22 protein-coding genes are annotated in these 20,013 nt (G+C 63.4%); 7 read left to right on the top strand and 15 right to left on the bottom strand.

Translation table 11 applies throughout. From position 1 onward, the window contains the following. On the top strand, positions 1-509 hold a 509-nt coding region (locus LPA37_RS24480), incomplete at its 5' end, for a porin (RefSeq protein ID WP_229013942.1). Between the two features lie 191 nt (positions 510-700). Here the strand turns inward: LPA37_RS24480 and LPA37_RS24485 are convergent. Continuing rightward, entirely contained in the window at positions 701-940 is a 240-nt protein-coding gene (locus LPA37_RS24485; RefSeq protein WP_228982881.1) for a type II toxin-antitoxin system HicB family antitoxin, read from the bottom strand. 112 nt (positions 941-1,052) lie between these two features. Next, on the bottom strand, positions 1,053-1,280 hold the full coding sequence (locus LPA37_RS24490) for a toxin HicA (RefSeq protein WP_229013943.1): 228 nt from the start codon (positions 1,278-1,280) through the stop codon (positions 1,053-1,055). A 131-nt stretch (positions 1,281-1,411) separates the two neighbouring features. Here LPA37_RS24490 and LPA37_RS24495 point away from each other — a divergent pair, with 131 nt between their 5' ends. Then, on the top strand, positions 1,412-1,849 hold the full coding sequence (locus tag LPA37_RS24495) for a DUF6232 family protein (RefSeq protein WP_229013944.1): 438 nt from the start codon (positions 1,412-1,414) through the stop codon (positions 1,847-1,849). Between the two features lie 120 nt (positions 1,850-1,969). Then, the gene (locus LPA37_RS24500) at positions 1,970-3,031 is read left to right on the top strand and encodes a hypothetical protein (RefSeq protein WP_229013945.1); all 1,062 of its coding nucleotides are present in this window, start codon (positions 1,970-1,972) and stop codon (positions 3,029-3,031) included. Between the two features lie 106 nt (positions 3,032-3,137). Here LPA37_RS24500 and LPA37_RS24505 read toward each other — a convergent pair whose 3' ends face one another. Further along, entirely contained in the window at positions 3,138-5,591 is a 2,454-nt protein-coding gene (locus LPA37_RS24505) for a glycogen/starch/alpha-glucan phosphorylase (protein ID WP_228982804.1), read from the bottom strand. A 313-nt stretch (positions 5,592-5,904) separates the two neighbouring features. Here LPA37_RS24505 and LPA37_RS24510 point away from each other — a divergent pair, with 313 nt between their 5' ends. Then, positions 5,905-6,132 (top strand): hypothetical protein, encoded by a 228-nt coding sequence (locus LPA37_RS24510; RefSeq protein WP_228982803.1) that lies wholly within the window; start codon positions 5,905-5,907, stop codon positions 6,130-6,132. Between the two features lie 308 nt (positions 6,133-6,440). Here LPA37_RS24510 and ltaE read toward each other — a convergent pair whose 3' ends face one another. The 3 genes from ltaE to LPA37_RS24525 form a co-directional block, all read right to left on the bottom strand. Then, positions 6,441-7,445: a low-specificity L-threonine aldolase gene (gene ltaE, locus LPA37_RS24515; RefSeq protein ID WP_229013946.1), complete on the bottom strand. Its 1,005-nt coding sequence runs from the start codon at positions 7,443-7,445 to the stop codon at positions 6,441-6,443. Positions 7,446-7,599: 154 nt separating this feature from the next. Next, a complete protein-coding gene (locus tag LPA37_RS24520; protein ID WP_229013947.1) occupies positions 7,600-8,337 on the bottom strand; it encodes a peptidoglycan DD-metalloendopeptidase family protein in 738 nt (245 codons plus the stop codon). A gap of 28 nt (positions 8,338-8,365) precedes the next feature. Continuing rightward, complete coding sequence (locus LPA37_RS24525) at positions 8,366-8,677, bottom strand: cupin domain-containing protein (protein WP_229013948.1); 312 nt, start codon at positions 8,675-8,677, stop codon at positions 8,366-8,368. A 306-nt stretch (positions 8,678-8,983) separates the two neighbouring features. Here LPA37_RS24525 and LPA37_RS24530 point away from each other — a divergent pair, with 306 nt between their 5' ends. Beyond that, complete coding sequence (locus LPA37_RS24530; RefSeq protein WP_228875993.1) at positions 8,984-9,304, top strand: hypothetical protein; 321 nt, start codon at positions 8,984-8,986, stop codon at positions 9,302-9,304. Between the two features lie 120 nt (positions 9,305-9,424). Here the strand turns inward: LPA37_RS24530 and LPA37_RS24535 are convergent, their stop codons facing one another. From LPA37_RS24535 to LPA37_RS24565, 7 genes are all read right to left on the bottom strand, one after another. Beyond that, complete coding sequence (locus LPA37_RS24535; protein WP_228982794.1) at positions 9,425-9,739, bottom strand: DUF4148 domain-containing protein; 315 nt, start codon at positions 9,737-9,739, stop codon at positions 9,425-9,427. A 255-nt stretch (positions 9,740-9,994) separates the two neighbouring features. Further along, complete coding sequence (gndA, locus tag LPA37_RS24540; protein WP_228982791.1) at positions 9,995-11,404, bottom strand: NADP-dependent phosphogluconate dehydrogenase; 1,410 nt, start codon at positions 11,402-11,404, stop codon at positions 9,995-9,997. A 126-nt stretch (positions 11,405-11,530) separates the two neighbouring features. Then, entirely contained in the window at positions 11,531-12,145 is a 615-nt protein-coding gene (locus LPA37_RS24545; protein ID WP_229013949.1) for a DUF938 domain-containing protein, read from the bottom strand. Positions 12,146-12,170: 25 nt separating this feature from the next. Further along, complete coding sequence (locus tag LPA37_RS24550; protein WP_229013950.1) at positions 12,171-13,046, bottom strand: NAD-dependent protein deacetylase; 876 nt, start codon at positions 13,044-13,046, stop codon at positions 12,171-12,173. Next, positions 13,043-13,279, bottom strand: a complete 237-nt coding sequence (locus tag LPA37_RS24555; protein ID WP_229013951.1) for an oxidoreductase-like domain-containing protein — start codon at positions 13,277-13,279, stop codon at positions 13,043-13,045. Before LPA37_RS24555 ends, LPA37_RS24550 begins: the two co-directional genes overlap by 4 nt. Before the next feature lie 109 nt (positions 13,280-13,388). Next, entirely contained in the window at positions 13,389-14,144 is a 756-nt protein-coding gene (locus LPA37_RS24560) for an SDR family oxidoreductase (RefSeq protein WP_228982891.1), read from the bottom strand. Between the two features lie 221 nt (positions 14,145-14,365). Further along, a complete protein-coding gene (locus tag LPA37_RS24565; protein ID WP_229013961.1) occupies positions 14,366-15,820 on the bottom strand; it encodes an esterase-like activity of phytase family protein in 1,455 nt (484 codons plus the stop codon). A gap of 376 nt (positions 15,821-16,196) precedes the next feature. Here LPA37_RS24565 and LPA37_RS24570 point away from each other — a divergent pair, with 376 nt between their 5' ends. Continuing rightward, positions 16,197-17,057, top strand: a complete 861-nt coding sequence (locus tag LPA37_RS24570) for a polysaccharide deacetylase family protein (RefSeq protein ID WP_228982782.1) — start codon at positions 16,197-16,199, stop codon at positions 17,055-17,057. A gap of 80 nt (positions 17,058-17,137) precedes the next feature. On the opposite strand, the gene LPA37_RS24575 is transcribed toward LPA37_RS24570, so the two are convergent. Together LPA37_RS24575 and LPA37_RS24580 are read right to left on the bottom strand one after the other, a co-directional pair. Next, complete coding sequence (locus LPA37_RS24575; RefSeq protein ID WP_228982780.1) at positions 17,138-17,389, bottom strand: GlsB/YeaQ/YmgE family stress response membrane protein; 252 nt, start codon at positions 17,387-17,389, stop codon at positions 17,138-17,140. 102 nt (positions 17,390-17,491) lie between these two features. After that, on the bottom strand, positions 17,492-18,922 hold the full coding sequence (locus tag LPA37_RS24580; RefSeq protein WP_228982777.1) for a DUF2252 domain-containing protein: 1,431 nt from the start codon (positions 18,920-18,922) through the stop codon (positions 17,492-17,494). 477 nt (positions 18,923-19,399) lie between these two features. On the opposite strand from LPA37_RS24580, the gene LPA37_RS24585 reads away from it, so the two are divergent. After that, positions 19,400-19,948 (top strand): hypothetical protein, encoded by a 549-nt coding sequence (locus LPA37_RS24585; RefSeq protein WP_229013952.1) that lies wholly within the window; start codon positions 19,400-19,402, stop codon positions 19,946-19,948. Positions 19,949-20,013 lie beyond the last annotated feature (65 nt).

Here is a 20,013-nt window from a genome sequence, read left to right on the forward strand (position 1 = left end):
GCATCGGCGCGGCGTACACGGACATCCATTATCCGAACCAGTCGACTCCGGCATTCACGACGAACATCTCGAACGTCAATCCGGGAACCGTCCGCGACCTGCGCACGTTTGGCGTGGGCAGCCGCTACGTCTTCGGACCGGCTACGCTGTGGGCGTTGTACACGAACACGCGTCTTGAACCGCTCACCGGCGGATCGACGACGTTCGCAGCCTATGAAGCGGGCGTGAAGTACGCAGTCACGCCGGCGCTGACGGGTGGCCTCGGCTACACGTACATGCACCTGTCGGACGCGAACTCGGGCCACTGGAACCAGTTCGACGCCAGCGTCGACTATGCACTGAGCAAGCGCACCGACGTGTACGTGCTCGGCATCTACCAGCAGGCGTCGGGTCACAACGCGGCAACCGGCGACGTGCAGGCACAGATCGGTTCGAGCACAAGCTACTTCGGTACGGCTGGTGCGAACACGCAGCTGGCTGCTCGCGTGGGCCTGCGTCACAAGTTCTGATCGCAATAGCGTGAAGACGCCGACGAGGCTTGAGCAGATTTAAAAGCCCGTCGGAAGAAGCAGAAAAAATGCCGTTCAGTGTTCAGCTGAACGGCATTTTTGTCTTTGATGCTTTGACGACTGGCCTGCGCGCGTCAGCAGGTTCCCAGACCATATTTATTCGGGCGCGTCCCGGTTACACGCAGCGACGCTCAGGCAGCCAGTTTCATGCTGACGAGGCGATTCAGACTGACGCCCTGCTCCGCGGCCTGCATGGCCAGCGCGCGGTGCTGCTCCGGCGGAATCCGGACGCGGAATTCACCGCTATAGCGCTTTTCCGCGAGCGGTTCCGGTACCGGTTCGCCGTTCTCGCGCAGGTCGGCAACCGTCTGCGCGACGAGCGAGCGGATGCCTTTCAACGCCGCATCGGGCGAGCGCGCGAGCCACGACAACGAGGGAAATTCGGCGCAAAGGCCAACGTGCTCGTTGTCCTCAGGCGACCAGGTTACGCGGTAGGTATAGTGATCAGTGGGCGTGCTGGCTCTCTTTCAGTTTATCAATGGCTTAGAGGACCTGACGTACCTGGTACGCTTTGGCGTTGCCTTTATCGTTCTGGATGTTGACACGGGGATCACCCGGCCACGGCGTTTTAAAGACAGCGTGACTGCTGCCGGCCTGGCGCGGTTTGCCAAAATACGCTTCGCATACGTTGAACAGCGCCAGGAACCGGACGCCGGCGGGTTGACGGCGCATCTGTTCGAGGGTTTTTCTATCATTTATGAATGGTTCCATTATTGGAACCATTTGTCAAACCCCGAGCTGCTGATGGCAGCGCTGCTTCCCCGGTCCTTTTGCACGCACCCGCGCAACTCCATCGTCGCTTCTGTTACTCTGCGGCCTTTCCCCCCCATCACTTCGAATCGATGGAAATTCCTTTCAATGAGCGCGGCGTGTCGGTCACGCGCAACTCCCTTTCGACAGCCGGCCAGGTCTTCGCATTACGCGAAATCCAGCAAACGCGCGTCGTCACCGTGCAGAAAAACCGGGTCGTGCCGCTCGTGATTTCGCTCGCGGGTCTGGCGGGCGCTATCGTCGGCGGGGTGCTCTCCTCGCCGGCAGGTCTTGTCTGCGGCGTGATGATGACCGTGGTCGGCGCGCTGGCGTGGCTCACGCAGGACGTCACCCATCGCCTGATCGTCGAAACGCACGATGGCGAACGCGAAGCGCTGTCCAGCGTCGATCGTGACTTCGTCGAGCGTGTCGAGCAGACCGTGATGCAGGCCAAAACCGCGCAGCAGCAGGCCGCAATAACGGCAGGCGCAGCAGCCATCGCCGCCACCCGGGAAAATCCGCAGGCGTAACGTAACGCCCGTGCAGCGACAGAGCTGATCCGCGGCCTTGACACATTGTTTCAAATGCGGCGAACCAGCCGCGTACAGTGAGCGCCCCGTTATTGCGCGCTCACTGCGAAACAGGTCCTCATGCCCAAGTCCTTTCTGCGCGGCCGGCTGGCCGTCGTTCTTCTGTCGACCAGCGTCCTGAGCTGCGCGCTGAGCAGCTGCTCGACGCCCATCGTCACACCGGCACCGCCGCCGCCCGCCGCGAGCCTTCTGAACGGCGGCCGGGATGGCGTAGTGATCGCGCTCAACGTCGAGCGCAGCGATCGAGGCCAGTCACGCCTCGGCCTGCCCATCCAGATCGACGGCAAGGCGGTCTACATGATGCTCGACACCGGCACGCAGGGGGTTCGCGTGCTCTCCTCGGTGTTGCCGCGAAAGGACTATCCGGCAGTGGGCGGCAGAACGTCGATGGTGTTCGCGAACGATGCGCAGGTATCGGGGCCGCTCGTCAAACTGCCGGTCGGTTTTGTCGGAGCCAGGCCGTTCGACGTCACCGCACAATCCGTCGACGACGTCCGCTGCCAGCCAGGCGCGAAACGCTGCGTCGCGATGGACGGTTATACCGGTGAATTCGGCTGGGCGTTTTCGGGCCTTTTCGGCGTCGGCGCGGAGCAGCCGGACGACACGTGCTGCACGCAACCGTTACGCGCGCTGCCCGGCAACATCGGGTTGCGCTATATCGTTCACGCGAACCTCGCGCGGCCGTATCTTCTGCTGACGCCATCGAAGGCATTGAGCAGCGAGTTCACGATGTTTCCGATGCGGACAGGCAGCGACGGCGTAAGAAAATGGCCGGCAGGATGCGTGCAGGTCGCCGACAAAATGAGCTTCTGCGCACCCGTGGTGTTTTCGACGGGCGGAATGGACATGATCCGCATCGAGACCGACACGACCCCCAACTGGCTCGATGACGACAGTGAAGGCAAGGTGCTCAAACAGGGCAACTTCAACACCGCGTTAGGCGTCGGGTCGTGGGTGCATCGCTTCGATGCCGCGCAGGTCACAGTCGCGAAGACACGCCGCGGACAGAACCGCATCGTCATCGGCCTGATGGCGATGCAGAACATCGACGTGCTGTTCGATTTCGCGAGCGGCCAGATCGGCTTGCGGGCGAAAAAACCGACCGAAGCGCTCGGCGGCTAAACGTCAGCCAGCCGCTCAAAAAACAATGCGGCGAGGCCGGTGAATCCCGCCTCACCGCATTCGTCGTCACTTCGGCGGCATCGGCAACATCGCCTGAACCGCGTCGTCATCCAAGGTCGAGTGATTTGACATGCCAGATGCCCTGCGCGTACTCGGTGATCGTTCGATCCGACGAAAACTGCCCCATGCCCGCGACGTTTTCAAGCGCGCTTTCCGTCCACGCGCGCGTATCGCGGAAGCGTTCATCGACGGCTTTCTGCGCTTCGGCAAACGCGACGAAATCGGCGAGCACCATGTAGTGATCGCCCCAGTCGACGAGCGTGTGAAAAATATCCGAGAAGCGCAGCGGGTCCTCCGGTGAGAAGAAGCCGGTACGGATCTGGTCGAGCGCGGTGCGCAGTTCCGGGTTCTCTTCGTACAGCTGGCGCGGGCGGTATCCTTTCGCACGCAGATCGTCGACTTCGTCGGCGGTATGACCGAAGATGAAGATATTCTCGCGGCCCACCGCATCGCAGATTTCGATGTTCGCGCCGTCCATCGTGCCGATGGTCAACGCCCCGTTCAACGCCAGCTTCATGTTGCCGGTGCCCGACGCTTCGGTGCCCGCCATCGAAATCTGCTCGGACAGATCGGCTGCCGGAATGATGAGTTCGGCCACGCTCACGCCGTAGTTCGGTACGAACACAACCTTCAGCCGGTCGCCGATCACGGGGTCGCTGTTCACCTTCGCGCCGACGTCGTTGATGAGCTTGATGATCGTCTTCGCCATCCGGTAGGCAGATGCCGACTTGCCCGCGAACATCACGACGCGCGGCACCCAGTCGCGCTCCGGATGGGCGCGAATCTGGTTATAGCGAACGATCACGTGCAGCACGTTCAGCAACTGCCGCTTGTATTCGTGAATACGTTTGACCTGCAGATCGAACAGCGCCTCGGGATCGAACGACACACCGGTCGCCTGCGACAGACGATGCGCGAGGCGCAGCTTGTTCTGCCGCTTCGCCTCATGGAATGCGGCGACGAACGCGTCGTCGTTGCGCAGTTCGCGCAGCTTCGCGAGCTCGAAAAGATCGCGCCGCCAGCGCGTGCCGATCTGCTGGTCAATCAGCGACGACATCGACGGGCTCGCCTGCGCGAGCCAGCGGCGCGGCGTGATGCCGTTCGTCACGTTCGTGAAGCGCTCGGGGAACATGTGAGCGAAGTCGGCGAAGATGTGTCTGGTCATCAGCTGCGAGTGCAGCTTCGACACGCCGTTCACCTTGTGGCTCGCGACGATCGCGAGGTGCGCCATGCGCACGCGCCGCTGTCCGTATTCGTCGACGAGCGAAATGCGCCGGATCATTTCGGCATCGTGGCCCGACCTTTCACTGACGTGCTTCAGAAATTCCGCGTTGATCTCGAAGATGATTTCGAGGTGGCGCGGCAGCAGACGCGCCAGCATTTCGACGTCCCACGTTTCGAGCGCCTCGGGCATCAGCGTGTGGTTCGTGTACGAGAACATCTGCTCGATGTGCTTCCACGCCTTGTCCCACGGCACGTGATGCACGTCGACGAGCAGCCGCATCAGTTCCGGAATCGCCAGCACCGGATGCGTGTCGTTCAGATGCACCGCGACCTTTTCCGCGAAACGTCCGAACGTGCTGTGCGTGCGCTGATACCGGCGGATCAGGTCCTGCATCGTCGCCGACACGAAGAAGTATTCCTGGCGCAGGCGCAGTTCGCGACCCGCCGGCGTCGAGTCGTCCGGATACAGCAGGCGCGAGACGTTTTCAGAGGTCTCTTTCGCTTCGACCGCGCGCCGGTAGTCGCCGCGATTGAACGCCGTGAGATCGAGCTCCTCCGTCGCGCGCGCGGACCACAGTCGTAGCGTGTTGGTCGCGCTCGTCGCATAACCGGGGATCACGGTGTCATACGCCATCGCGTTGACGTGCTCGGTATCGATCCACTCGATATGGCCGTCGCGCTCCACGGTGCGCCCACCGAAGTGCACGAGGTACTGCACTTCCGGTCGCGGAAATTCCCATGGATTGCCCGCGCGCAACCAGTAATCCGGCGTCTCGACCTGCTCGCCATCGACGATCTGCTGACGGAACATCCCGTATTCGTAACGAATGCCGTAACCGAAGCCAGGAATGCCCAGCGTCGCCATCGAATCGAGAAAGCATGCGGCCAGCCGCCCAAGACCGCCGTTGCCGAGCGCCGCATCGGGTTCGAGATCGGTCAGTGTTTCCATGTCGACGCCCAGATCGTGCAGCGCTTCCTTCATCTGGTCGTGGATGCCGAGCGCGAGCAGCGCGTTCGTGAACGTGCGGCCGATCAGGAATTCCATCGACAGGTAGTAGACGCGCTTGACGTCCTGTTCGTATTGCAGACGCGTGGTCTTCATCCAGCGCGCAACGAGCCGGTCACGCACGGCGAGCGCCGCCGCATGCAACCAGTCCTGCGGACGCGCCGTTATGGCATCCTTGCCGACGCCGTACATCAGGCGATTGGAAATGGAGCGCCGTAACGCGTCGACGGTACTGTTGAGCTGGTCGAATTCCAGATCGACGGTTGTCATCGAAGCCTCCGGGTTGTGCCTGTCTGGCGCGCGCCGGCCGCGCGGTCGGCGGGCAAAATGGCGCGTGCCGGTCAGGCGGTTAAATAAGCAGAGTAGGACATTTGCGGCTTCGCGTCATGGGCAGCGCCAAACCCGCGACCCGCACGGCCCGTCTCCCGAATGAACGGTTATTGCCCGTTTCCGCACGCATCCGGTGCATCAGGGCACGATACGCACAGTCCGGTGCACTAACATGAAATGGCGCGCACACAGCGCCGAAGGCCGCGAACGACGCGTACGCGATCGTCACAGCCGGGTCCCCGGAGAAAGCGCCATGAACGTACAGACAATGCTCGGCATGTTCCATGCCCAGGAGCTGTTCCTCGTTTCGGTAGTGCGCTCAATGCCGCCTGACGCGCGACGCAGGATCGCCGATGAGTTCCAGGCGCAGGCCGAACTGGCGGAGGCGCCACATCTGGTTTCATCGCACGATCGTGAAACGGCCGAAGCATTCAAGGCGCATATCCGCAAGCTGTCGATCCTGCTCGCCTCGTTTTCCTGAGGCATGCGTGCCTGCCGCCCGGGCGCACGCGAGTGTCGGACAGGCGGCATGGCCCGCCATGCGACGTCCGCGGGCCTGAGCGATGTGCTTTGTGCCCGCGGCGCACCCTGCGTCAGCAAAGCCGTGGCAGGCTCACGGCGCCCTTCTGCTGGCCTGAACGCCAGTGTCCGCCTGGTTTGTGTCACGTGCATATGTGTCCGATGACGGCGTTTGAGCTTGACCGTTAGTTGCGTTTTTGAAGAAACAAAACGGCACGCTCTGGCCGTCCCGCGACGCCGGTGCAGCGTCGCGGTCGGGCCGATCGTTGCTCAGCGCGCGAAATACGCCTTCACTGCCGCGAGGAAGGTGTCGATGTCGGCGCGCGACACATCCATGTGCGTCACGAAACGCGATGCATACAACATCTGCGTGAGGATGCCGCGCTCCTTGAGCCACGCTTCGAGCGGCGCGCAGTGCGCCTGCGGAAACTGCGCGAACACCATGTTGGTCGCCACCGACTGCACGTTCACCTGATCGATCTGCCCGAGCCCGGCCGCGAGGTGCGCCGCGTTCGCGTGATCGTCGGCGAGACGCTCGACGTTGTGATCGAACGCATACAGGCACGCCGCCGCCAGCACGCCCGATTGCCGCATGCCGCCGCCCAGCACCTTGCGCCAGCGATGCGCGCTGTCGATCAGCGCCTTGCTGCCCACCAGCACCGAGCCAACCGGCGCGCCCAGTCCCTTCGAAAAACAGATCGACACCGAATCGAACGGGTCGCACAGCGATTTGACCGGCTGGCCCGAACCGACCGCCGCGTTGCAGACCCGCGCGCCGTCGAGGTGAGTGGCAAGGCCATGCTGGCGCACGAACGCCACCGCTTCGGCGACGTAACCCGCCGGCAGCACCCTGCCGCCGATCGTGTTTTCGAGCGCGAAGAGACGTGTACGCGCGAAGTGATCGTCGACCGGCTTGATCGCGGCCGCGACCTTGTCGAGCGCCAGTGTGCCGTCGGCGGCGTTTTCGAGCGGCTGCGGCTGGATGCTGCCCAGAACCGCCGCGCCGCCACCTTCGTATTTGTACGTGTGCGCGAGCTGACCGACGATGTATTCGTCGCCGCGAGCGCAATGCGCCATCAACGCGGCAAGGTTGCTTTGCGTGCCGCTCGGGAAGAAGAGCCCGGCTTCCTTGCCGGTGCGTTCCGCAACCGTCGCCTGCAGACGCAGGACGGTCGGATCGTCACCCCAGACGTCGTCGCCCACTTCGGCCGACGTCATGGCGGCCAGCATCGGCGCGGTGGGACGGGTAACGGTATCGCTGCGCAAATCGATCATGTGTAGGTCCTGTACTGGCGGTCGGTGCCGCGCGGCGCCGCGAAACGAGACAATCGCAGCGGCGCGGCAGATGGAACCTGACAGTGTATGCAAATATGGATGCGCTGAGAACCGTGCGCACGTCGGCGTGGGCCGCTTCACCTGAACGGACGGATCAGCCGCCAGCCTTCGGCAACAAGGTCAACGGATCGACTGGCTTGCCGTTGCTGCGCACTTCGAACTGCAACGAACCAGAACCGTTCGCGGCGGCGCCCATTTCCGCGATCGTCTGGCCCTGCGTGACGGCGTCGCCTTCCTTCACGAGCAGCACGCGGTTGTGGCCGTACGCGGTGATGATCGTCGCGTCGTGCTTGATGATGATGAGCGGCCCGTACGCCTCCATGCCGGTTCCCGCGTAGACCACGCGTCCGGTCGCCGCTGCCTTGACCGGTTCACCCGGCTTGCCGCCGATCACGATGCCCTTCCGGGCGGCGCTGAACGTCGACAGGACCGGGCCGTGCACGGGCCACTCCAGCCTGACCATCGATACCTCCGGCGCGGGCGTGCCGCCAGCAGGCGGAACGACGCCGCCGGGCCCTGTCACGATCGCCGCAGGTGGCGCGACGCGCAGGATCTGCCCGGCGGTGACAGGCGCGTTCGGCGCCAGATGATTCCAGCTCGCGACATCTTCGGCACGCTGGCCGAAGGCCGTCGCCACCGAAAGCAGCGAATCGCCTGGGTTCACGCGGTAGTAACCCGCCGGCACGCCGCCCGAAGAGGATTGATACGCCTGGGCAGAGGTACTGGGGTGCGTCGTATCGCTCCACGGGACAATCGTGCAGGCGCCCATCGATATCGCCACGCCCATGGAAAGTAGAACCTGCGCCGTGCGGCGCGACCACGCTGCGGTCATTGTTCGTCCTCGCTGGTGTTGCACTGCGTCAGACACTGCCTCCGGTTTCAACTACCAGAATGCGCGCCTCGCCGAGTGGATAAGCGACATGCTCTGTACCCATAGACGCGTAAAACACGTCGCCAGTTTCCAGAATGGCCGCATGTTCGTCGCCGTCGACGCGATAGCGCATCTCGACGCGGCCATCGAGGACGGCGAACACTTCCTCGCCGTCGTTGACGTGCCATTTGTAGGGCTGGTCGGTCCAGTGCAGGCGGGTGGTGATGCCGCCCATGTTCGCGATGTCGAGCGCGCCCCACGGGCGGCTCGCCGTGAAATTCCTCGTACGGATGATTTTCATGATCGTGCCATGCGTTTCCGGTTCGTCCCCCGATCACGCAAACCCGGCCGGCCTGGGCGGGCTGGGGCAAATGACGGACGGCCAGCCTGCTGGTCGGGAGAAGGTGCCGGATCATTATATGGCTCGCAGGCCTGCAGCAGGCCGTGTCAGGGCAGACTGGCGGCATTTGAAACGGAATTGGCGCTCCGGGACCTGCATTGATTACCCCGGGCCCTGGCCTATACTGCCCTTTACTGTCTGCCGCGAGCCCACGCGGGTGAACCGATTGCCGATTACCGCGATGTCCTGTCCGCGAGGAGTTCGAGGATGAACAAAGCCACGTTTCTGGCCCTGCAGCTCAATGTCGAGGATGTCGCGACGTCGCCCGGGCTGGCGGAGCTGCTGAACACACACCTTGTCTTTGCCACCGATGTCGCCGAAGCGGCCGACGCCCTGGTTCAGCTCGCCAGCATCGCGCGCCTGTCGAGCGGCGTGGAGGCGACCGTCGAGCTACCCGCGGTCGCGATCGAACGTCTGCGTGAAGCGCTCGACACGCTGAGCGGCTACGACGAAACCTGGCTGCTTGCGCTGGAGCCGAGTCGCGAACTGTTCGACGACATCGCCCGCCGTCATCGCACGCTGCACTGACGCAAAAAAACGCTGGCCGGATGACTCCGGCCAGCGTTTTTTCATTGCCTGCGATCCTGGCTGCCAACCGCACGATATCGCACGCTGCGCGGCGGTCGCCCTGCCTCAGTCACTCCAGGCTCAGTTGCCGAAGAAAACCGATTGCGGACCCGTCTGCCCAGCGCGCGTGCCGGCTTGCGACGAACCCTTCATCGTCGAGCCGTAGCTGTTGTTCACCGGCGAGGTGCCGTTTTGCGCCGCGATGCGGGCCTCGGCTTCCTGGATGTGAACCGGATAGCTGTTACGGTCATCGAGCGGGCTGTAGCCGGCCTTCTGGAGCTGTACGAGTTCTTCGCGAACCTGGGCGCGCGTGACCGGCTCGTTCGACTGGGCGAACGACACGACAGGAGCGGCGAGAACGGCTGCGACAACGGCTGCTTTGATCAGTGCTTTCATGGTAACTACCTCCGGACTTGTTTTTGAATCGCCGCGGAATCATGTCCTGCAGCGCTTAAGCGCAAGTCTAGTGAAGCCACCAACCAGGGGAAACCACTAATCCAGTTAAACTCTATTGTCGAAATTGCAACAATTGCCGTTCTGACAACCCGATTACCGAAACTGTCCTGTTATGTTTAGCAACAGTCAACGGAGCAGGAAGGACGTGCCCGCGGTCACGCCCACCCATGTCACGTTGCCGGTGCCCTACATCGATCAGGACCAGTTCGCGTGGAAGCTGCCCGGCTTGTCGATGCGTTCGAACGTATGCGCACCGAAGAAGTCGCGTTGCGACTGCACGAGGTTCGCGGGCAGACGCTCCGAGCGATAGCCGTCGAAGTAGGCAATCGCCGAAGCGAACGCCGGCACGGCGACACCGGCCTGCACCGCGGCGACGACCACGTCGCGCAGCGCGCCCTGGTACTTCGACGCGATATCGTTGAAGTACGGATCGAGCAGCAGGTTCGCGATTCCTTTCTCTTTCGAATAGGCGTCGGTGATCTTCTGCAGAAAGCGGGCGCGAATGATGCAGCCGGCGCGGAAAATCTTCGCGATCGTGCCGTAATCGAGGTCCCACTTGTATTCATCGGAAGCCGCGCGCAGCTGGGCGAAGCCCTGCGCATACGAAATCACCTTGCTGAAGTACAGCGCGCGACGCACCGACTCGATGAAGGCCGCGCGATCGCCGCTGAACGCTTTCTTCTCCGGGCCCGTGATGACCTTGCTCGCGGCCACGCGCTGATCCTTCAGCGAAGACAGCACGCGTGCGAAAACGGCTTCGGTGATCAGCGGCAGCGGGATGCCGAGGTCGAGCGCGTTCTGGCTCGTCCACTTGCCGGTGCCTTTCTGCGCGGCGCGATCGAGGATCACGTCGACCAGGTCCTTGCCCGTTTCGTCATCTTTCTTGCCGAAGATCTTCGAGGTGATCTCGATCAGATAGCTGTCGAGTTCACCTTTGTTCCATTCGGTGTAGACCTTGCCGAGTTCTTCGTTCGACAGGCCCAGCACCTGCTTGAGCACCCAGTAGCTTTCGGCGATCAGCTGCATGTCGCCGTATTCGATACCGTTGTGCACCATCTTCACGAAGTGGCCCGCGCCGTCCGGTCCCATGTACGCGACGCACGGCTCGCCGTCCGGCGCCTTCGCGGCAATCTCGGTGAGGATCGGGGCGACCAGATCGTAGGCGTCGCGCGGGCCGCCCGGCATGATCGACGGCCCCTTCAGCGCGCCCTCTTCGCCACCCGACACACCCGTGCCGATGAAATGGAGCCCCGCTTTCGCGAGTTCCTGGTTGCGGCGGATCGTGTCGGTGAAATGCGTATTGCCGCCATCGATCAGGATGTCGCCCTTGTCCAGCAGCGGCTTGAGCGAGGCGATCGTGTCGTCGGTCGGCACACCGGCCTTGACCATCATCAGGATGCGGCGCGGTTTTTCCAGCGAGTCGACGAATTCTTCCAGCGTGTAAGCCGGCACGAGCTTGCGATCCGGACAGTCCTTGATCAGCTCATCGGTTTTCTCGCGGCTCCGGTTGTAGACGGAAACCGCGTGACCGCGGCTCTCGATGTTGAGCGCCAGATTGCGGCCCATGACCGCCAGCCCTACCACGCCGATTGCCTGCTTGCCCATGATATGAATTCTCCAGAGTCCAGAAAAACGGGATGCCGCACCTGATTGCCTGCCCGCGCGGCGTCGAGGGTGAAAGGATAAAAGAAATGACCGGATGCCGCTTGTCTGCGACTCATCCGGCACACGCTAGCGCTTGCGGAACACGAGACTGAAGTTGTTCGCGGGCATCGCTACCGGCTCTTCCCCTTCGAACGCCGCGGCAGCGGCCAGTTCCACGACGGCTTCCATATCGCGCACGCCCCATTCGGGATCGCGACTGCGCAACTGCTGATCGAATGCTGCATTGCTCCCTGCGGTATGCGCGCCGTTGCGGCGGTACGGCCCATACAGAAAGAGCACGCCGCCGCGCTCCAGTATGCGCCCGGCACCGGCGAAGAGCGCTTCGGTCGCGGCCCACGGCGAAATGTGGACCATGTTGATGCAGATCACCGCGTTCGCGGCGTCGATGCCCCACGGCGTGCGGCGCACATCGAGCGCGAGCGGCGCGCGCACGTTCACGAGCCCGGCATGCGCGGTCCACCCGGCAACCGACGCGCGCGCTTCTGCATCCGGATCGCTCGGCTGCCACGTGAGCGCCGGCAGCGCGGATGCAAAATGCGTCACGTGCTGACCCGTGCCGCTCGCGATTTCGAGCACGAGGCCGCTCTGGGGCAGCACCTGTCGTAGCACGGTGAAAATCGGATCGCGATTGCGTTCGGCGGACGGCGAGCGCTGTCGCAGGTTCGGGTTCGGTGTGTTCATCGATTCGGGAAGAGTGTGAGCCGGGTCATGTGTTCGCCCGGGATGCCAGTTGCGCGGCGAGCGCGGTCAACGCGTCCGCACAGGGCGCGACCACTTTCAGCGCCAGCAACGGATCGGCGCGCGTTCTGCCGAGGTTGATCGCCGCAACCGGCTTGCCGGCCTTTTCGGCCCAGACGCAAAAGCGATAGCCCGAATACACCATCAGCGAAGAGCCGACCACCAGCACCGCATCCGCTTCCTCGAGCGCACGCCCGGCCGACTCGACACGCTCGCGCGGCACGTTCTCGCCGAAAAACACCACCGACGGTTTCAGCAAACCACCGCACGCCGGACATGGCGGCACGCGGAATGCGCCGAGATCTTGCCATTCGAGATGCGCGTCGCCATCGGCGGCGGGTTCGGCGCTTGCTTCGAGGAGCGCGGGATTTTCAGCGACGAGCGTGTGCTGGATCGTGGCGCGCGTGTGCTGCGCACCGCAGTCCAGACACGTCACGCCGCCGATGCTACCGTGCAGTTCGATCACGCCCGAACTGCCGGCGCGTTGATGCAGACCGTCGACGTTCTGCGTCACGAGCGTTTCAACGTGGCCGGCGGCTTCGAGTTGAGCAAGTGCGCGATGCGCGGCGTTCGGCGCGGCATCGGCGACCACCGGCCAGCCGATCATGCTGCGCGCCCAGTAGCGCTTGCGGGAATGTTCGGTGCCGAGGAATTCCTGGAGCGTAATCGGCGGCGAGCGCTTCCACTCGCCGTTCTCGTCGCGATAGCCAGGGATGCCGGAGCCGGTGCTGATACCCGCGCCCGTCAACACGAAAAGCCGTGGATGGCGCCGCACGAAATCGTGCAGCGCGGACAGCGCATGCGGTTCGGTAGCGGGAGCAGCAGGTAACAGAGGTTCGTTCATGAACGGGTACGGCGGGGTTTCTTTTCGCGCGCGGCACGTGCATCGCCGGCGCGCGGGGCACGCTTCGCACGATGCCGCTCTTCCCACGCGGCGAGCGCGGCACGATAGCGTTCAAACGCGGCTTCGTAAATATCGAAGATGCACGGATCGCACCCGGTGCCGCAACACTCCTCGAGTTCTGGCCGCGTGGGAGGCACCGGCATCGGGTCGTCCTCAGTCGAGGGTTGCGGCACGACGGTATCCGGGTAATGACAGGGATTGAACAGTATAGGGGGAACCCACGCGGCGCGCTGCCGGCGCCACATCCCGTCGCACCCCGTCACATGACGCGGTACGCCTGGCCTAACCCCGACCGACGAACGGCATCTTGCTCGCCATGATCGTCATGAACTGCACGTTCGCGGAAAGCGGCAGGCTCGCCATGTGCAGCACGGCATCGGCGACGAGCCCCACATCCATCAACGGTTCGATCGCCGTTTCGCCGTTCGCCTGCGGCACGCCGCGCGCCATCCGCGCGGCCATTTCCGTCCCGGCATTGCCGATGTCGATCTGTCCGCAGACGATGTCGTGCCGACGTCCGTCGAGCGACACGGATTTCGTGAGACCGGTAATCGCGTGCTTCGTGGCCGTATAGGCAATGCTCCACGGACGCGGGGCATGCGCCGAGATCGAACCGTTATTGATGATGCGCCCGCCGCGCGGCGACTGCGTCTTCATCATGCCGAACGCCGCGCGCGTGCACAGAAACACGCCGGTCAGATTCGTGTCGACGACCGAGCGCCAGTCATCGATGCTGATTTCGTCGATATCGACCGGCGGCGCATTGCGGCCCGCGTTGTTGAACAGCACGTCGAGGCGGCCATAACGCGTGCGGATCGCGTCGAACAGCGCGGCCACGCTGGCTTCATCCGTGACGTCGCACGAAACGGCGAGTGCGTCTTCACCGCGCTGCGCGGCGGCTTCGGCGACGGCATCGAGCGGCGCCTGGCGGCGGCCCGCCAGCACGACGCGATAACCATGCTGCAACAGGCGCTCCGCACTCGCGCGGCCAATACCGCTACCCGCACCCGTGATCAACGCAACCTTGCCCTGCTTCATATCGGTACTCACCACGTCTGTTCCTTTGTGTTCGTTCTGGTTCGCTTTCTTCGCCCTCGCACCATACAGCAGCGGATCGTCAATCACAAATGTCGAGGTTCGCGCCGCACGGTGCGTCACGGCGTGCCGCTATCGCTAACGTTCCAGTACCCCGAGCGTCGCCGCAATGCAAAAGCGGGCGATGGCTGCACGCCATCGCCCGCTTTGTCACGCCGCATCGATCAGTCGTCGCAGCGTCCGAACGGCGGCTCGAAACCGCCATCGCGGCCATGCGAACCGTCGTGACCGCCGTGATCGTCGAAGCCGCAAAAGCCATCACGCCCGCAGTTGCGCTGACCGAGCCGTTGCGGCACGTATGACGGCAGATCGCTCGCGTCGAAAGCGAACACGAAGAAGCGGTTCGGATTGTCGATGCCGGCCGGATGGTTCGTGTCCGTCACAGTCGCGAGAAAATCGTTGTCGTTGGCAAGAAACAGCGTGTGCTTCTTCACGCCGTTCACGATCACATCCGGCCCGAACGCCGTGCCTTCGAGCTTCGCCGGAATGTCGGCCGGACTGAAACCGTGCGCGGTCAATACCGCCACCACATCGATGAAGAGCGTCTTCGGAACCGCGAACGGCGCAAGCCCGCTTTCGCTGACCGCATGCGTCACGTCCTGCGCGCCGGTCAGATCGATGCGCGAGAGCTGTTTGAACGCGGCCGTCGAATCGTCGCCGAGACCCTTGCCGTCGCGTTCGTCGACGAGCAGTTCGTGATCGTTGATCGCCACCACGTCGCTGATCGTCGGGTACTTCGGCTTCTTCGCGGTGCCGATGTTGGTCAACGGATACGCATATTGCGTCGTTGCGCCCGTCGCAATATCGATCTTCAGGATTCGCGTGTAGCCGCCGTCCGTACCGTTGTCCTGCAGCAGCGGACTTTGCATCGCGCCGAACAGCGTGCGGCCGTCCGGCGATATCGCGAGTCCTTCCATGCCCTTGTTGGCGACGCGCCCCGACGTGTTCTGGCTGATTTCCTGAGCGCCGGGCGCGCTCAACGTCGTCACCGCGAAGGCGTCGGGCACCTTGACCACGCCCGTGCGTTCGCCGGTGCGGCGATCGAAACGATAGATGTACGGGCCGTATTCGTCCGAAATGAAGACGCTTGCGCCATCGTTGCTCACGCGGATGCTTTCCGGATCGAAGCGGGCGTCGCGCGGCCAGGTCGACAGATGCGTCACGTCGAAATTGTCGGAACGGCCCGTGAAATAGTGGGTGTGGCGCCGCGCGTTGAGCGCCGGCGCGCCGTTCGGCAGACCCGCCGCGCTGCCCGAACCATAGACGAGACGATCGTCGCTATGCAGGAGCGTCGTCGCGACGAGCGTGGGCGTGAGCGTGAGCGGCAGTGCCGCGCCCTTCGCCGAAGGCGTGAGACGCATGCGCAGCGTCTGGAAGCGGTTGATGTACGACGCGGTATCGTCGACTGCCGCGTTGAACGACACTGCATTCGGACCACGGTCCGGCACGGCAAGAAACGTCTGACAGCCGGCGTACGCGATGCCCGAACCCAGACCGCCGAGCAGGTTGCCCGCGACGCCGTTTTCGAGCGGCGCGGCCGTTTCGGTCGAGCGGTCGGCCAGATGTCCATCCAGACTACCGGTGGCGACGAGGTCGGGCGCGGCATACGCGGCGGGCATCGCGAGCAGCGACGCAATGGCCGCGGATAACAGTTTCGACTGGAACACGGTAACGTCTCCTGGTGTTAAAAACGGGTGATCAGGACTGGCGAACTGACGGGACCGGCGGGACCCGACGAAAAGCGCCAGCGGGCCGGATGGCAGAACAAGGCCGGACCATGAAGAAACAGGGGAACCGCGGGAACAGCGTGGATTCGACGAGGCAGGGAAAAACAGCGGAACGACAGAAAGCCGACTGAAGGAAAGTACGCGATGCGTATGGCGAAAATATGACGGCGAGCCCGGACGCGCGCAAATGGTATCTTTGACCGTTCAGGCGCGGATTCGCGCGCACCCGCAGCCCTTTCTCGCACGAGGAAGGTGGACAGAAAGCATCATGATCGAATCAAGTCCGGCCCCGCAGCACGGGCCTCGCACTCCCTCCGCGCGCCGCTGGCGCTACGAAGGCTTTCCGCCCATGCTGAAGGCCACCATCGCCTGGCACGCGCTCGCGCTTGCCGGCTTCCTGAGCACGCCCCGCGCATGGCCCTGGTGGCTCGCGTTCGTGATGCTCAATCATGCGATGGTGACCATCGCCGGGTTATGGCCGCGCTCGTCGCTGCTGGGTCCGAACTGGACGCGTCTGCCTGCTCATGCAGGCAACGCCGATGCCATCGCGCTCACCATCGACGACGGCCCGGACCCGGTTGTCACGCCACAGGTGCTCGACCTGCTCGACCGCTACGGCGTGCGTGCGACGTTCTTCTGCATCGGCGCCAACGCACAGCGTCATGCCGCGTTGACACGCGAAATCGTCGCGCGCGGGCATGCCGTGGAAAACCACTCGCAGGTTCACGTTCACACGTTTTCGGTCACGCCGCCCGGCGCGCTCAGGCGTGAGATCGAAGCCGCGCAGCAGACCTTCGAGACGCTGACCGGCGAGCGCCCGTATTTTTTCCGCGCGCCCGCCGGGCTGCGCAATGTCTTTCTCGAACCGGTTCTGGGGAAACTCGATCTGCGCCTCGCGGCATGGACGCGGCGCGGCTTCGACACGCGCGAGCGCGATCCGGAAATCGTTGCGCACCGGTTGCTCGACGGACTCGCCGCCCGCGACATCCTGCTCCTGCACGACGGCAACGCCGCCGCCACGGAGGACGGCGAACCGCTGGTGCTCGCCGTGTTGCCACGCGTGATCGAAGCGGCACGGCGTCAGGACCTGCGCTTCGTCACGTTGCGCGAAGCGCGCAAGGTTGCATGAAACTGAATGAAACCCACGTGACGCACGCGGACGAAACCGCCCCCTGAGCGGCGGCGGTCCCATCCGCGCGGGTTCAGACGCTACATCCGGCGCTTGACGAAACCGACGATCACCAGCAGCACGATCGCCCCGACCACGGACGCGATCCAGCCCGCCGCCTGACCGGGTTGATACCAGCCGAGCGCGCGGCCCACGTAACCCGCGATCAGCGACCCGACAATACCCACGGCCATCGTCATGATGATGCCCATGTTGTCGTCGCCGGGTTTGAGTGCCCGTGCGATCAGTCCTACGACCAGACCCACAATCAGCGTACCGATGAGCGCAAACATATAACTCTCCCGTTGAACAAGTTGTTGCACACGAATTTTGCCGGCCGGGAACACATCGCGTGAGCCTGTCGATGCGCGAAGCGTATTCCGCGACCAGCCACACTACACACGAAAATCGGCGGCCATGTCCTCGTCGGTGCGTGCTTCGAGATCACCGTTGCGACACGCCTTGATGAATACGTCATAGTCTTTTTCGACCTGATCCGCGTAGGCGGAAGCATAGCCGGTCAGCGCTTCCGCGAACTGGTCGCCGCGGCCGATGTATGCGCTGATCTCGATGGCCCGACCGCTCGCCTTGGCATGCGCGCGGGCCATGATCCAGCCGCATATGCGCGCGTACCCTTCCAGCAGGGTGTTGTCGAACAGTTCGATGTTGGCGGACAGCTTCATGTCGCGCAACTGGCGAACATAGAAGTTGCGCCCCGATGGGCCGGTTGTCCAGCCGAGGAAAATATCGCTGACGGCCTGCAGCGCACGTTGCCCGCGCACGACGCGCTCGCCGTGATGCCGGATGCCCGCTTCGGTCCGGAAATGCTGTGGCGGCTTGAAGTACTGCCCGATGACCGACTGGCTCGCTTCCTTGATCTGCAGGAAGAGCGGCTTGTCGAGATGATCGGTGTTGAGCATCACGAGGCAGCGCGTGCCGACGCTACCCACACCCACGACCTTGAACACCAGATCCTGCGGCTCGAAGTGACGAAGCAGGTTGCGCCGGTCGTGCGCGAGCGTCTTCAGGTAGTCCTCGTACATGCCGCCGACAAGCGGACGCCAGTCGCCCATCGTGAGCCAGTCGTCCTCCGGTGCGAACAGCGTGTTGTTGCCGTGCACGTGAAAAAGACCCGGCGGCGCATCACGTATGTGCCATGTATCGTCGACGCGTTCAGCCATCTTCTCAAGCATGCTTTCGTGCGTGCGCGATGCCGCTTTTTCCATGCCGCGTTTGAGGGCGCGGCGCGCCTCTGGCGAGACCGCCGTCTCGATCATCCGCTCGAACGTGATGCGGTCGTACCAGAGTTCGAGCGTGCCGTACTCCGAGTATGTCCGCATCCAGTCACGGTACGTCGTGGCGACCGTCATCACGAGCCCTTCGGCCGTGCCGCGGCTTAGCCGCATATGTCTTGCCGCGACGACGAAGCTCGCTGTCAGCCGCTTCAGATCCCATTCCCACGGGCCGTATGCGACTTCGTCGAAATCGTTCAGATCGAACGCCAGTTGCCGCTCGGGTGTCGCAAAGCCGCCGAAGTTCATCAGATGGCCGTCGCCACAGATCGGCATGACGATGCCCGTGTCCTGCACCTTGCTGAGATCGTGCGCCTGAATGATCGCGGTACCGCGAAAGAACGTGAACGGCGACACCGCCATGCGCCCATACCGCAATGGCACAAGACGCGACACGCGCCCTTCGCTGCTCTTGCGTAGCAGCGCGATGGGATCGCGGTCGAGATCGCCAGTCGCACGATGGCTTGAGCGTTTGCTATGTTCGCGCGCGGCGCGACCGGCCGCTTCCCGTTCAACGATCGTATTCGACGTCATGCATTTCTCCGGTTTCTTCGAATTGTCATGGACTGGCATGCGGCGACCGCTTACCCGCTGTGACCTGAATTGCCTGACCAGCCTGGAAGATATGTCCCGCGGTTCGCACCATCGCCGGTAGCGCCCCTCCGGCCTTGAGGAGCAGCATCGCCTGCGGGTATTAAATCCCGCGGCGGACGCCAGCGCAAGGGGCCGGACCACGGCGCCTCACTTTATGACAATTGGACCTTCCGGGCATCCGCCTCATCACAAAGATCGATATGTTTTTTTCGATTGTTTAGAATCGACACCAGACGGAGACAAAATTCACCGAACAGGACAGACCCAGACTCATGAGAGCACTCTTTGCCTTTTCGGATACATCCCATTTCGACGGCACGTCATCTTGCCCAACACTTTCGTCCTTTCACAGGAAATGCCCGGACGTGGCGCATCGCACCACGTCCGCATCCATCGAACCGGCGAGCCTCTGACGACGTGAACCTTTCCCCCTTCGCCCGCTACGGCGTGCTCGGCAGCGCGATGCTGCTGTCGGCGTGCTGCTTCTTCCCGGGCCACCGGCACAAGAGCGATACCCTCCCCGCCACCACGGGCTCTCTCACCGTCGCACCCGCGTCCAGTTTCGCCTATGTGCCCGCGGAGGGCGGCCGGCTGTCGCCGAACCGCATCCAGAACACGGCTTCGTCGAGCATCACGCTCAAGAAGAACATCGATGCGAGCGTACGCGACGCGGTTGCGAAAACGCTCACGCGCGCCGGCGTCGACACCGCCGACACCGCGCGCACCCTGAGCGCGCGCATCGAGGCGTTCTCGGTGGAAGACGAGCGCTCGCCCGCATGGTGGACGTTGAAGATGCATTACGTGCTGATCGAGACCGACTCGAAACGCGAACTCTACGCATCGACGAAAATCGTGCGACGTCGGTTCCATACGTTCACCAACAACACGATCGCGCTCGAGGACACCGTGGCAGCCAACGTGTCCGTACTACTCGACGATCCTGATTTCGTGCGCGTGCTGCATTGACCGAACGTTGATCGAACATTGGAAGGGCGCGGCTTCGCCAGTTCGGTACAATCGTCAAGACCTGC

The sequence above is a fragment of the Paraburkholderia gardini genome, assembly GCF_907164545.1.
Lineage (GTDB): Bacteria > Pseudomonadota > Gammaproteobacteria > Burkholderiales > Burkholderiaceae > Paraburkholderia > Paraburkholderia gardini.

Bases quoted from the DNA above. Each gene is read 5' to 3' on its own strand.
- LPA37_RS24570 (WP_228982782.1), top strand. From the start codon at position 16,197: ATGATCGAATCAAGTCCGGCCCCGCAGCACGGGCCTCGCACTCCCTCC.
- LPA37_RS24565 (WP_229013961.1), bottom strand. From the start codon at position 15,820: ATGCCCGCCGCGTATGCCGCGCCCGACCTCGTCGCCACCGGTAGTCTG.
- LPA37_RS24535 (WP_228982794.1), bottom strand. From the start codon at position 9,739: ATGAAAGCACTGATCAAAGCAGCCGTTGTCGCAGCCGTTCTCGCCGCT.
- LPA37_RS24495 (WP_229013944.1), top strand. From the start codon at position 1,412: ATGGAAATTCCTTTCAATGAGCGCGGCGTGTCGGTCACGCGCAACTCC.
- LPA37_RS24500 (WP_229013945.1), top strand. From the start codon at position 1,970: ATGCCCAAGTCCTTTCTGCGCGGCCGGCTGGCCGTCGTTCTTCTGTCG.
- LPA37_RS24490 (WP_229013943.1), bottom strand. From the start codon at position 1,280: ATGGAACCATTCATAAATGATAGAAAAACCCTCGAACAGATGCGCCGT.
- LPA37_RS24560 (WP_228982891.1), bottom strand. From the start codon at position 14,144: ATGAAGCAGGGCAAGGTTGCGTTGATCACGGGTGCGGGTAGCGGTATT.
- LPA37_RS24525 (WP_229013948.1), bottom strand. From the start codon at position 8,677: ATGAAAATCATCCGTACGAGGAATTTCACGGCGAGCCGCCCGTGGGGC.
- ltaE (WP_229013946.1), bottom strand. From the start codon at position 7,445: ATGATCGATTTGCGCAGCGATACCGTTACCCGTCCCACCGCGCCGATG.
- LPA37_RS24505 (WP_228982804.1), bottom strand. From the start codon at position 5,591: ATGACAACCGTCGATCTGGAATTCGACCAGCTCAACAGTACCGTCGAC.
- gndA (WP_228982791.1), bottom strand. From the start codon at position 11,404: ATGGGCAAGCAGGCAATCGGCGTGGTAGGGCTGGCGGTCATGGGCCGC.
- LPA37_RS24580 (WP_228982777.1), bottom strand. From the start codon at position 18,922: ATGACGTCGAATACGATCGTTGAACGGGAAGCGGCCGGTCGCGCCGCG.
- LPA37_RS24520 (WP_229013947.1), bottom strand. From the start codon at position 8,337: ATGACCGCAGCGTGGTCGCGCCGCACGGCGCAGGTTCTACTTTCCATG.
- LPA37_RS24510 (WP_228982803.1), top strand. From the start codon at position 5,905: ATGAACGTACAGACAATGCTCGGCATGTTCCATGCCCAGGAGCTGTTC.
- LPA37_RS24530 (WP_228875993.1), top strand. From the start codon at position 8,984: ATGAACAAAGCCACGTTTCTGGCCCTGCAGCTCAATGTCGAGGATGTC.
- LPA37_RS24550 (WP_229013950.1), bottom strand. From the start codon at position 13,046: ATGAACGAACCTCTGTTACCTGCTGCTCCCGCTACCGAACCGCATGCG.
- LPA37_RS24575 (WP_228982780.1), bottom strand. From the start codon at position 17,389: ATGTTTGCGCTCATCGGTACGCTGATTGTGGGTCTGGTCGTAGGACTG.
- LPA37_RS24545 (WP_229013949.1), bottom strand. From the start codon at position 12,145: ATGAACACACCGAACCCGAACCTGCGACAGCGCTCGCCGTCCGCCGAA.